Origin of the sequence: Pseudomonas multiresinivorans (genome assembly GCF_012971725.1) — a bacterium.
GTDB lineage: Bacteria > Pseudomonadota > Gammaproteobacteria > Pseudomonadales > Pseudomonadaceae > Pseudomonas > Pseudomonas multiresinivorans.
In genome coordinates this window covers 4762271-4773854 of record NZ_CP048833.1, presented here as the reverse complement: position 1 = coordinate 4773854, position 11584 = coordinate 4762271, and the positions used below count along the sequence as shown (strand labels likewise).

10 protein-coding genes are annotated in these 11584 nt (G+C 65.2%); 4 read left to right on the top strand and 6 right to left on the bottom strand.

Features of this window, described 5'->3' with window-relative positions; translation table 11 throughout:
• The first annotated feature begins 113 nt into the window (after positions 1–113).
• Together G4G71_RS21700 and rarD are read left to right on the top strand one after the other, a co-directional pair.
• Positions 114–983, top strand: a complete 870-nt coding sequence (locus G4G71_RS21700; protein ID WP_169940051.1) for a carboxylate/amino acid/amine transporter — start codon at positions 114–116, stop codon at positions 981–983.
• A complete protein-coding gene (gene rarD / locus G4G71_RS21695) occupies positions 980–1876 on the top strand; it encodes an EamA family transporter RarD (RefSeq protein ID WP_169940049.1) in 897 nt (298 codons plus the stop codon). The genes G4G71_RS21700 and rarD overlap by 4 nt, the downstream gene beginning before the upstream one ends.
• A 55-nt stretch (positions 1877–1931) precedes the next feature.
• Here the strand turns inward: rarD and G4G71_RS21690 are convergent, their stop codons facing one another.
• The 3 genes from G4G71_RS21690 to G4G71_RS21680 all read right to left on the bottom strand — a co-directional run bounded on the left by G4G71_RS21690 (position 1932) and on the right by G4G71_RS21680 (position 3854).
• Positions 1932–2489, bottom strand: coding sequence for a C40 family peptidase (locus G4G71_RS21690; RefSeq protein ID WP_420825950.1), 558 nt, complete (start codon positions 2487–2489; stop codon positions 1932–1934).
• Positions 2490–2880: 391 nt separating this feature from the next.
• A complete protein-coding gene (locus tag G4G71_RS21685) occupies positions 2881–3285 on the bottom strand; it encodes an NUDIX hydrolase (protein WP_169940045.1) in 405 nt (134 codons plus the stop codon).
• Positions 3282–3854, bottom strand: coding sequence for a dihydrofolate reductase family protein (locus G4G71_RS21680; RefSeq protein WP_420825949.1), 573 nt, complete (start codon positions 3852–3854; stop codon positions 3282–3284). Before G4G71_RS21680 ends, G4G71_RS21685 begins: the two co-directional genes overlap by 4 nt.
• Before the next feature lie 143 nt (positions 3855–3997).
• On the opposite strand from G4G71_RS21680, the gene G4G71_RS21675 reads away from it, so the two are divergent.
• Positions 3998–5335: a DEAD/DEAH box helicase gene (locus tag G4G71_RS21675; protein ID WP_169942748.1), complete on the top strand. Its 1338-nt coding sequence runs from the start codon at positions 3998–4000 to the stop codon at positions 5333–5335.
• Positions 5336–5393: 58 nt separating this feature from the next.
• Here the strand turns inward: G4G71_RS21675 and G4G71_RS21670 are convergent, their stop codons facing one another.
• Positions 5394–7058, bottom strand: a complete 1665-nt coding sequence (locus tag G4G71_RS21670) for an MFS transporter (protein WP_169940041.1) — start codon at positions 7056–7058, stop codon at positions 5394–5396.
• A gap of 220 nt (positions 7059–7278) precedes the next feature.
• Between G4G71_RS21670 and G4G71_RS21665 the strand changes: the two genes are divergently transcribed.
• Positions 7279–8574: a phospholipase C/P1 nuclease family protein gene (locus G4G71_RS21665; RefSeq protein WP_169940039.1), complete on the top strand. Its 1296-nt coding sequence runs from the start codon at positions 7279–7281 to the stop codon at positions 8572–8574.
• Positions 8575–8632: 58 nt separating this feature from the next.
• On the opposite strand, the gene G4G71_RS21660 is transcribed toward G4G71_RS21665, so the two are convergent.
• Entirely contained in the window at positions 8633–8896 is a 264-nt protein-coding gene (locus G4G71_RS21660) for a DUF2790 domain-containing protein (RefSeq protein WP_024766324.1), read from the bottom strand.
• Between the two features lie 462 nt (positions 8897–9358).
• The gene (locus G4G71_RS21655; protein WP_169940037.1) at positions 9359–11506 is read right to left on the bottom strand and encodes an FUSC family protein; all 2148 of its coding nucleotides are present in this window, start codon (positions 11504–11506) and stop codon (positions 9359–9361) included.
• Between the last annotated feature and the right edge of the window lie 78 nt (positions 11507–11584).

Sequence of the window (11584 nt, the reverse complement as noted above, 5' to 3'; positions counted from 1 at the left end):
GCGACTTCGGTCGCCCTTTTTCGTTTCTGCCTTTCGCAGGGCGCGGGCGTACAGCGCTTTTCCTACGCTGAGACTGACGCTATGTTGCCTGCCCCGTTCCGGTCTTCCTTTCCATGCCTTACCTGCTTTTCGTCACCGTCCTCTGGGCGTTCTCCTTCAGCCTGATCGGCGAATACCTCGCCGGGCAGGTCGACAGCTATTTCGCCGTGCTGACCCGCGTGGTGCTCGCCGGCCTGGTGTTCCTGCCACTGACCCGCTGGCGCGGCGTCGAACCACGCTTCATCGGCGGGGTGATGCTGGCAGGCGCGCTGCAGTTCGGCATTACCTACGTTTGCCTGTACCAGAGCTTCCGGGTGCTGACGGTCCCGGAGGTGCTGCTGTTCACTGTGCTGACGCCATTGCACGTGGCGCTGATCGATGACGCGTTGAACCGTCGCTTCAACGTCTGGGCGCTGCTGGCAGCCGCCGTGGCGGTGCTGGGCGCCGGGATCATCCGCTACGACGGCGTCAGCGGCGACTACATCCAGGGCTTCCTTCTGCTGCAGGTGGCCAACGCGACCTTCGCGGCGGGGCAGGTGTTCTACAAGCACCTGGTACGACGCTATCCCTCGGACATCCCGCAATACCGCCGCTTCGGCTACTTCTTCGTTGGTGCGCTGCTGGTCGCGCTGCCGGGCTGGTTGCTGTTCGGCAATCCGCAGAAGCTGCCGACCACCGACCTGCAATGGGGCGTGCTGGTGTGGATGGGCCTGCTGGCCACCGCGCTGGGGCAGTTCTGGTGGAACAAGGGCGGCACGATGGTGGATGCCGGCACCCTGGCGGTGATGAACAACCTGCACGTGCCGGTGGGCCTGCTGATCAACCTGCTGATCTGGAATGAGGCCGCCGACCTGCCGCGCCTGGCGCTGGGTGGTGCGGTGATCGTTGCCTCGCTGGGCGTCAACCGCTTTGGCCTGCGCCGTCGCAAGGAGCGCTTCGCATGAATATCTCCGGACGTGGCGTAGCGCTGTCCCTGGCGTCTTCCGTGCTGTTCGTGACCCTGCCGGGTTACATCCATTCGCTGGAGCCACTGACCAGCATCCAGGTGATCGCCCACCGGGTGGTCTGGTCGATTCCCATGGTCCTGTTGCTGGTGCTGTTCACGCGCCAGGGCGGTGTACTGCGTGACGCTGGCCGGCGCCTGCTGCGCGAGCCATGGTTGCTGGCGTGCTTCCCGCTGACGGCAGCGATGATGCTGGTGCAGTGGGGCGTCTTCATCTGGGCGCCCATGGTTGGGCGCACGCTGGAGCTGTCGCTGGGCTACTTCCTGCTGCCGCTGACCATGGTGCTGTGCGGCCGGGTGTTCTACGGCGAGCGTCTGACCACGTTGCAGGGCATTGCCGTCGCCTTCGCGCTGGCGGGTGTGCTGCACGAGTTGTGGCTGACCCGCGCTTTCTCCTGGTTCACCCTGATCACCGCGCTGGGCTATCCGCCGTATTTCATGCTGCGCCGCAAGATGGCGGTGGATTCGCTGTCCGGCTTCGTCTTCGAGATGATCGTGCTGCTGCCGTTCGCCCTGGCCGCCTTGTGGATAACTGATAGCGCCAAGGTGCTGGAAGAGGTGCCGCGCCTGTGGGCGCTGCTGCCACTGCTGGGCCTGATCAGCGCGCTGGCGTTCGGCGCCATGATGGCGGCCAGCCGGCTGTTGCCCATGGGGCTGTTCGGGATTCTGAGCTATGTCGAGCCGGTGCTGCTGTTCGCCATCGCCGTGCTGTTCCTGGGCGAGGCATTCAACCCGGCGCAGATCTGGACCTATGGGCCGATCTGGATTGCCGTACTGCTGACCGGTTGGGATAGCGCACGACTGCTGCGCCGGCAGGCGCGTCGAGGCCTGTAAGCGACGGGAGAGAGGCGAAAGCTAAGCGCTCTCCCGCAAGGGGAGAGCGCCCCTATCAGTCGTAACGACCGCCGACGTCGGCTTTCGCCAGGGTTTCCGGCAGGATGCGGCGGGCAGCGGTGTAGTGCTTATTCCAGTAGTCGCCAGTGAGGTCGGAGACGCGGACCTTCTGGCCGCGGCGTGGCGCATGGACGAACTGGTTGTCACCGACGTAGATGCCGACGTGGTCGACATTGCGACGGTTGTGGATGCGGAAGAACACCAGGTCGCCAGGCTGCAGGTCACCACGCGCCACTTTCGAGTTGCCGCGCATGCTGTACATCTGCTGCGCGGTACGCGGCAGGTCGACTTCGTCGACGTTCTGGAATACGTAGTTCACCAGGCCGCTGCAATCGAAGCCGCGCTTGGGCGAAGTGCCGCCCCAGCGGTATGGCGTGCCGATCATGCTGTAGGCACGCTGGGTGACCTGATGCGCCTCGCTCTTGGTCGGCTTGACCGGCTTGGCATTGAAGGTCAGCAGGGCACTGCCCTGGACCGGGACTCGCAGATCAACCGGTGCGGGCTGATAGGTGCGCGTGATCTTGGAGGAGGCGGTTGCCTCGGTGGCGGCCAAGAGGGTCGCCAAGCCTATGGAAAGGCATGTCAAAAGGGTACTTCGCATTCGGCATGTCTTCTTGCTGATTGATATCGCCCAGACTCCGCTGGATCGCCATTGTTGTCGGCGTGGTTTCCTTTGGTCCGCTCAAAAATTCCACGCATTCTGAACGACTTTTCATGACAGTTCGTACCGTCTGTCGATTCTGACAATTCCCTTGTGACTTGTAGGACGCTGCGCGACATGTGCTCAGACGCATCAGTCACGGCCTGACCTTATAGCCGGAAGCCCTATAAAACGGGGCTTTCGGCCACGCGACGGAAAGCCGGCGGCTTAATGGCCAAAAGCCAGGCGCTTAAGGTTTCTTAAGGAAAAACCCGACGAAATGCAGGTAATTGTTCTGAACGAATCAGCCCAGATGGGCCAGCAGGGCAGGAAGCACCTGTTCGCTCAGCAGCGGGGCAAGGTTCTGCGGGTAATCGCCGGTCGGATCCAGCCAGGCGAGCTCTTCCAGCTCCGCGGCAGGCTGGACGGCATGGGGCAGGGCGGCGACGAAGACCTCGGCGTCCACGCGCATGTTTGCCTCGTTGGCGGCCTTGGCCTGGAAGTGACCGAGCGGGGTCAGGGCGGAAGTCACAAGGTGCAGGTCGAGTTCTTCGCCCAGCTCGCGCAGCAGGGCCTGGACCGACGTCTCGCCGGGTTCGTGCTTGCCGCCGGGCAGCATGAAGGCCTGGGTGCCACGCTTTCGTACCAGCAGCAGGCGTCCAGCGTCATCGAGCAGGCAGGCGGCAGCGATACGAATGGTGGAGGTCATGACGAGGGCGTTTCCTTCAGAACCTGGTAGCGCATCTGCACGATGCCGCTGGGAAAGCTGCGCTGCTCCAGCAGCTGCAGGCGTTGCTCGAGCCCGATGCTGAACAGGGGAATGCCGGCGCCGAGCAGGTGCGGGATGATGCTGACGATCACTTCGTCGAGCAAGCCTGCGGCGAGGAAATTGCCCGCCAGGCTGCCGCCGCCCACCAGCCAGATGCGCTGGCAGCCGCGTGCCTCCAGCGAGGCGAGGGCGTCTACCGGTGCGTAATGCTCAAGTTCTACCTGCGGCGCGGCTTTGGACAGGTGATTGGAGCGGGTCATGACCAGCGCGGGTTTGTCGGGGTACGGCCATTCACGCTGGTTCAGGCAGAACAGATAGGTGGCGCGGCCCATGAGCAGGCCGTCGATGCTGGCGTAGAAGGCGCTGTAGCCGTGATCATCGGCCGGGCTGCCATGACCTTCGAGCCAGTCCACGCTGCCGTCAGGGCGGGCGATGTAGCCGTCGAGGCTGGCGGACACGTAATAAATGAGTGTCGATGGCACCTGCGTTCTCCTTTTTGTCAGGCCCATCAGAGCATGGCATCGCCCTTCGCCAAGCGACGGTACGTTTGTCGGATTATTGACGCGCGGTGCGCCGCAAGCGGCCGCCGGCAATATTTCCAGCGCGCAAGCTCGGCAAACATTAAGCTATGCAGCTATTTGGTCTTTACGTGATATCGAGGTCTGCCTTGTTCTCCCAATTCGCCCTCCACGAACGCCTGCTCAAGGCGCTCGATTCGTTGTCCTTCACCGAGCCGACTCCGGTCCAGGCTGCGGCCATTCCGAAGGCCCTGGAGGGACGCGACCTGCGGGTGACGGCGCAGACCGGCAGCGGCAAGACCGCCGCCTTCCTGCTGCCGCTGCTGCATCGCCTGCTCACCGAGGAAAAGCCCAAGAGCGGCGCCCGCGCGCTGATCCTGCTGCCGACCCGTGAGCTGGCCCAGCAGACCCTCAAGGAAGTGGAGCGCTTCGCCCAGTTCACCTATATCAAGGGCTGCCTGATCACCGGCGGCGAAGACTTCAAGGTGCAGGGCGCGCGCCTGCGCAAGAATCCGGAAATCATCATCGGCACGCCCGGCCGCCTGAACGAGCAGTTCAACGCCGGCAACCTGCCGCTGGGCGATGTGGAGGTGCTGATCCTCGACGAAGCCGACCGCATGCTCGACATGGGCTTCTCCGAGGACGTGCTCAAGCTTGCCGCGCAGTGCCCGGCCGAGCGCCAGACCCTGTTGTTCTCTGCCACCAGCGGCAGCGGCCTGCACGAGATGGTCGAGAAGGTCCTGCGCGAGCCCGAGGTCCTGCAGCTCAACCGCGTCAGCGAGCTGAACGAGGACGTCAGCCAGCAGGTGATCCTGACCGACCACGTTGGCCACAAGGAGCAACTGCTGCAGTGGCTGCTGAGCAACGAAACCTACGAGAAGGCCATCGTCTTCACCAACACCCGGGTTGCTGCCGACCGCCTGACCGGCCGTCTGATCGCCGCCGGCCACAAGGTCTTCGTGCTGCACGGCGAGAAGGACCAGAAGGATCGCAAGCTGGCCATCGAGCGCCTGAAGCAGGGAGCCGTGAAGATCCTCGTCGCCACCGACGTGGCCGCCCGTGGCCTGGACGTCGACGGCCTGGACCTGGTGATCAACTTTGACATCCCGCGCCGTGGTGACGAATACGTGCACCGCATCGGCCGCACTGGCCGCGCAGGAGCTGGCGGTGCCGCCATCTCACTGGTCGGCCATGGCGACTGGAACCTGATGTCGAGCATTGAGCGCTACCTCAAGCTGCGCTTCGAGCTGCGTGTCATCAATGAGCTGAAGGCCACCTACAAGGGGCCGAAGAAGGTCAAGGCGTCCGGCAAGGCGGCTGGCACCAAGAAGAAAAAGGACGATACGAAGAAGACCGGCAGCAAGTCGCCGGCGAAGAAGAAGCCCGCTGCCAAGCCCAAGTCCGGCCCATCCAAGGTCGTGAGCCAGGATGGCCTGGCGCCGCTCAAGCGCAAGAAGCCGGCGGCGGAGTAAGTCTTCCGTGTCACCTGAACGCCTCCCCTGACCGGGAGGCGTTTTTGTTTGTGCGCCGCTAGCCCAGCGTTTCCGGTGGCGCCTCGTAGCTGCCGGACTCGTAGCTCACCCCGTGGCGGATCACCGGCGGGGCATCACCGGCGTGCAGGCTGGTGACGTTGTCGATGATGGTCTTGTCCTCGATGGTGAGCCGGTCGAGCATGCGCAGGTGGCCGATCCAGTTGTCCACCAGGAACAGCTCCTGCCAGACCTCGGGATTGCTCACGTCGCGGTACAGTGCCCAGCGTTCCGCGCCGTTGCGCAGGCGCAGGCGGCGCAGCGGCTTGGCGGCGCGGACGAAGTCGCGGGTGCGCTCGGCGGGAATCCGGTATTCGATGGAAACCATCACCGAGCCGCGCTCGGGGTTGAATACGAAGGTCGGCTGCCCCGGTACGCCGCCCGGTGCGCGGGCGATGCTGGCGGAGTTCAGCTCCGGCAGCCGCGAGTTGTAGAGCAGCGCCACGGAGATCAGCAGCAGGCAGCCGGCGGCGATCAATGCGCCTTGCACGCCCATGGTTTCGGCGAAGTGGCCCCAGAGGAAGGAGCCCGCTGCCAGCCCGCCGTAGATCGCGGTCTGGTAGAGCGCCAGGGCGCGCGCCTTGACCCAGTCGGGCACGAGGATCTGCACGGCCGAGTTGTAGGTGGCGACAGCGGCGATCCAGCAGGCGCCGCCCAGCACTAGCGCGGGGAATATCACCCAGAGGTTGTCGACCCAGCCCAGGGTCAGCATGACCAGCGCCAGGGTGGCGGCGGCGAAGCTGATCAGCCGGCTGCTGCCCAGCCACTGGCGAGCCTTGCTGACGATGGTGCTGGCGACAATGGCGCCAAGCCCGAGTGCCCCCAGCATGTAGCCGTAGACCGAGGCGCTGCCGTCCGGGTTGCGGTGCGCCAGCAGCGGCAGCAGTGCCCAGATGGCGCTGGCGGAGAGGCCGAACACCGCCGAACGCAGCATCACCAGGCGGGTGACGCTGGAGTACTGGGTGAAACGCAGCGCGGCGATCACACCTTCGAGGATGTGTTCCGGCGGCAGGGTGCGCTTGGGCACGTCGCGGCGCCATTGCCAGATCGCCCAGATCAGCGCGGCGTAACAGATGCAGTTGAACAGGAACACCCAGGACGCGCCGGTGGCCGACAGCAGCAGGCCGCCGATGGCCGGGCCGACGGCGCGGGCGACGTTGTAGTTGACGCTGTTGAGCAGCACGGCATCGCCGAGCATGCGCGGCGGCACCTGCTCGTTCACCGCCGCCTGCCAGGCGGGGATGGTGATCGAGCTGCCCAGCGACAGCCAGAGGATCGACACGATCAGCATCAGCGGGTCGAGGTAGCCCATGAACGCCAGCACCGTCACCAGCGCGGCGCCGGAGAGCTCCACCGTCAGGCCGACCAGCATGATCTTGCGACGGTCGTGGTTGTCGGCCAGCACGCCGGACATGATCGACAGCAGCACCAGCGGCAATGCCGAGGCGACCTGGATCATCGCTACCATCAACGGGCTGGCGTGAGCCTCGGTGACGACCCAGGCGGCGGCGACCGATTGCGCCCAGGTGCCCAGGTTGGCGAACAGGTTGCAGATCCAGATGATGCGGAACGCGGCGATGCTGAAGGGGGCGAGGACGCCACTACGGGGTTCGGCTGGATCGGGCTTGAGGGGGAGGTCTTGCTTGGGTGACACGGACTGCAGCATGGGGACGCCCTTATTTCGAGTGGCTGGCACGCGCGCGGAACCGGTGCCTATCCATGCCGGGCAAGTGTAGTGGCTGAGGCGGTTAGTGCCATTGATGATCGTCAGCCGTGGCGTTATCGGTGACACGCGCTGGCAAGGTTCGACAGTGCCGGCGGGGCTTCGGGTTGTTAGGCTACGTCGGAATTTTCCGATTTGCACTGCCAATAAGAGCGAAGAGCCGATGAAGCGACTTTCCACCTGCCTCTTGATAGGCCTGCTGGCCCTGCCGCAAAGCCTCTGGGCCTGGTCCAATCACACCCTGGGCAGCTACATCGCCCTGCAGAAATTGCCTGCCGTCGCCCAGGCGCCGGAGGTCGAGGTGGAGCCGCTGGATAGCTTCATCAGCCAGCAGCGCGCCGGCCTGGTGAAGCTGCTGGACGAGCAGGAAGCCTATGCCCGCGAGCACTTCCGCCAGTACCCGCCGCGCCCGGACGACCTGCGCCTGACCGAAGACGGCCGCGACGACCTGCGCCAGGCCTTCCTCATGGCGCTGCGCCTGAATCCCGAGATCAAGCTGGCCACCGCCGTGCAGCCTCCGCCTGGCGGTGAGTTGCCGAATCATGTGGCGTTGCAGCCGGCCGAGGTGCTGGTGTTCCGCAACCTGTCCGGCTGGAACCAGTGGCGCTTCGTGCAGTTGCAGGCGGGCGAGAAGATTCCGGCCATCGACGTGCTGGCCAGCGCCGCCGACGAGCCGGACTTCGGTCACGACATCAACCTGTTCAGCGACAACCCCGGCGAAGCCGGCCAGCGCTACGGCTTCGGCACCCAGCCGTTCGGCGACCCGCGCTACGAGTTCAGCTCCCAGGCGCCGTTCCACATGGGCTTCTACCATGAGGACGCGATTATCTTCACCGGCGCACCGTACCTGGAGCGCAATTGGCCGGAATGGCGCGCTTATCAGTTCTTCGGCCTGGCGCGCTTCGCCTTCGAGAACGGCCATCCCTACTGGGGCTACCGCTTCCTCGGCTGGGCGATGCACTACATCCAGGACATGACCCAGCCCTATCACTCGACGCCGCTGCCGGGCGAGACCACCGCCAGCATGCTGTGGACGGCGGGCAAATCCATGGCCGGCTTCGATGCCGACAAGCAGGCCGCGATCCAGCGCGTGGCGGACCGGCATACGGGCGTGGAGCGTTATCAGGTGGACTGGCTGCGCGAGACGCTGCGCCTGGGCGGGCAGTCGCCGTTGCTGACGGCCTATGCGGATGTGAGTACCGACGGCACTTATCCACCGTACTCGACGGAGTACCTGCGCGAGGTGGTAGCGAGCGAATCCCATGCCCATGCGGCGGCGTTCGATGCGGCGATCGGCCATTGGCTGGAAAACGAGAAGGCGCCGGCGGGGGATTTCAGCGCGGGGAACTCACCAGAGCCGTTCCGGCACGATGAGGCTTTGGATGAGCAGATTCTGCAATTGATCCGGCACTTCGGCGCGCACAGTCGCAATATCGCGAAGGCGGCCCTGCAGCCGTAAAAGAGGGCTGGCAGTTGCGCCGGGGCTGCGTGGGCCCCGGCGCAACTGCACAAGTCGCTTAGCCGCCGGAGCAGCCGTTGCCCCACACCTGGTATTCGACGGTGTGGCGTTGACCCTGGGTATCTTCGTAGGTCATGCGCGCCGGCACGATGCCGCACTCGTTGGACACGTCGGTGGTCGAGATCACGTGGGCGACGTCCAGTTTCATGTCGTAGGTGTACTGCTCCACGGCCGCGCTTGGCGCCTGGTCGGCGGCGTTCACCTGCTCGGCCAGGGCGAGCGAAGAGAAGCCCAGCATGGCCAGGATGACTACAGCTTTCATGAATTTACCTGCCTTGTTCCCGGTGTCCGGACGTGACGGGTCCGTGACGTTCAGCGGATGGCTGCGTCGGGAATCGTTGGGGTTGATTACGGGTCTTGGGTGGTGTTGCGGCGCGCGCTGTAACAGCACGGAAATAATAGGATTTGCCTGACCTGAGTCATATATCCAGGCGCCAACAAGACTTCGTACTCAGAGGCAACAATCCAGGATTGACGCGGCTTGCAGGGGTGGTTCCGCGGCGGGTGGTCGCAGGTTCTGGCAATCTCGGGACGCAGTTGCAGGGGGCGTAGGAGCGGACTTCGTCCGCGATCGATTCGCGGCGCGCCGGAGGTCATCGCGGACGGAGTCCGCTCCTACGAAATGCTCTGAAGTTCTGTGCCGTGACGTTCGCGAGCAAGCTCGCTCCTACAGGTGGGCGTCGGCTTTTTTGTAGGAGCGAGCTTGCTCGCGAACCCGCCCCGCTCAATCGCGCAGCGGCGACTGCGGATCGAGTAACGAGGTGCGGATGAAGTGCAGGTAGCTGCACACGCGGCGCAACGGTGAGGAGTCGAAGTGCGGCGGGCGGCGGTCATCGGTGTTGCGGGTTGCGTGGATCGCGTGCTCAACGGCGGCCAGCGCGCGCTGGCGGTTGCTCTCGCTGGGCTGGATGAACAGGCGGATCAGCGCGCGGCCCAGGGCGCGGATCGCCCGGCGCCAGGGCATGCGCTCGGCGTACCAGGGCTCCTTCGGCAGGGCCTCCTGCTCGCGGCGCAACTCGATGATCGACAGGCCGATCTCCTGCACCTGGAAGGTCCAGCGCAGCAGCCGGCGCTGCACATCCGGGCGGCCTGTGGATAACCCATAGGCCTGGTTGAGCAGATCGCGAGTGCCGCTCTCGAAGTTGGACGACAGGCCCTTCAGCGGGTCGCTGATCACTCGTACCACGCGCAGACGCAACTCGGCTTCCAGGCGCTCCCACAACCACGGCCGGTTGGGCGGCAGGATGACGATCGCCGCGACCACGGCCATGCCCATGGACAGCAGCATCGCCAGGTATTCGTTGATGAAGGTGTAGGCGTCGTAGCGCGCCAGGTTCGCCGGCAGCGAGGCGATGCAGAACCACACCAGCAGGCCGACGCCGTAACCGCTCCACTTCGGCCGGGTGATCAGGAAGGCGCCAAGGGCGAACACCGGTGCGAGCACGAAGCACAGCAGCGGAAAGCCGTCGATGTGCGGCAGCACGCGGAAGGTGAGGATGAAGCCGAGCGTGGCGCCGAGCAGCGTGCCGAGGGTCAGTTGCAGCGACAGCCGCTTGGGATTGGGGGAGGCGGAGGAGAGCGCGGCGATCAGTACCGAGGTCAGCGCGAAGGTGGCGCCGCTCAGCCAGGACGTCTCGATCCAGAACACACCGCCGACTATCACCAGCAGCGCGCAGCGGAAGCCCGCGACGGCTGCGGCAAGTGCATTCGCCTTGGGCGTGAAGCGCTCTTTCCACTGCTCGCGCTCGTGCTTGTGCGCGGCGAGCGAGGCGTGGGTCTGCGCGTAGTTGTGCATGTCGTCGACGAAGCGAAACAGCAGCTCGGCGGCGGTCTCGAAATCCAGCTGGTCGGCTTCGCGCGGGCAGGTGTGGCCGAGGCTGGCGCGGGCTTCACGAATGCGCGGCATCAGGTGGTGCTTGCACAGTTCCAGTTGCACGCTCAGGCGCTCGGCGTCCGCTTCGGCGAGTGGCCGGCCGTGCCAGCTGGCGAGCAATTCGCTGACATCGATCAGGCAGGGCATCAGCACCTCCAGTACATTGCTGGCCTGCCGCTCGCGCAGGCGGTCGAGCAGGCGCTGCAAGGCGTGGAAGCGCGTCGTCAGTTGCATGAACTCGCTGTTCAGCCGCGCCAGACGGCCGCTGCGCAGGCGCATGTGCGGGTCTTCGAAGGCGGTGACGTTGCGCAGGCTTTCCAGGCCCACGACCTCGGCGGCGATGCGCGCACTAGCCTGCTCGAAGCGCTCACGTTCCAGCGTTCCGTTGAGGCCGGCGCTGGCGAGGCCGGCGAAGTCGCCGAAGCGGGTGTTCAGTGCATTGCGCAGGGCGGCGGTGCTGGTCTGCGGTAGCACGACGGCGCTGACCACGCCGGTGCAAAGAATCCCCAGGGTGATCTCGATCACCCGCCACAGCGCCTGCATGAAGGCGCCTTCGGGATGCAGCGTGGCGGGGATGCCGATCATCACCGCCGTATAGCCGGCCAGCAGACAGGCGTAGGCGCGAAAATCCCGATAACGCGCGGCGCCGGCTGTGCACAGGCCGACCCAGATCGCCACGCAGAGGAGGAACAGCACGCGCTCCTGGGCGAACAGGGCGATGAGGGTGACCATCACCGTGAGCCCGGCCAGCGTGCCGAGGATGCGGTAGAAACTCTTCGCCAGTACCTGGCCGCTCTGCGGCTGCAGCACGATGAAGGCGCTCACCAGCACGGTGTTGGGCTGCGGCAGTTCCAGGCGGTAGGCCAGCCACAACGCCGTGAAGGCGGTGATCAGCGTCTTGAGGATGAACATCCAGGTGACGCCATCGGTGTGTGCCCAGTCGGACAGGGCGAAACGCACCGCGGCGGCCTTGGGCAGGCGCACGGACAGACTGCTCATCAGGCTTATCTCGGCAGGCGGTGGTCGGGCTGGATCGGGCCTTGATGACCCTGTAGTTCGAGGTGCAGAGGAATGGGA

Bases quoted from the DNA above. Each gene is read 5' to 3' on its own strand.
- G4G71_RS21665 (WP_169940039.1), top strand. From the start codon at position 7,279: ATGAAGCGACTTTCCACCTGCCTCTTGATAGGCCTGCTGGCCCTGCCG.
- G4G71_RS21660 (WP_024766324.1), bottom strand. From the start codon at position 8,896: ATGAAAGCTGTAGTCATCCTGGCCATGCTGGGCTTCTCTTCGCTCGCC.
- G4G71_RS21685 (WP_169940045.1), bottom strand. From the start codon at position 3,285: ATGACCTCCACCATTCGTATCGCTGCCGCCTGCCTGCTCGATGACGCT.
- rarD (WP_169940049.1), top strand. From the start codon at position 980: ATGAATATCTCCGGACGTGGCGTAGCGCTGTCCCTGGCGTCTTCCGTG.
- G4G71_RS21680 (WP_420825949.1), bottom strand. From the start codon at position 3,854: ATGGGCCTGACAAAAAGGAGAACGCAGGTGCCATCGACACTCATTTAT.
- G4G71_RS21670 (WP_169940041.1), bottom strand. From the start codon at position 7,058: ATGCTGCAGTCCGTGTCACCCAAGCAAGACCTCCCCCTCAAGCCCGAT.
- G4G71_RS21700 (WP_169940051.1), top strand. From the start codon at position 114: ATGCCTTACCTGCTTTTCGTCACCGTCCTCTGGGCGTTCTCCTTCAGC.
- G4G71_RS21655 (WP_169940037.1), bottom strand. From the start codon at position 11,506: ATGAGCAGTCTGTCCGTGCGCCTGCCCAAGGCCGCCGCGGTGCGTTTC.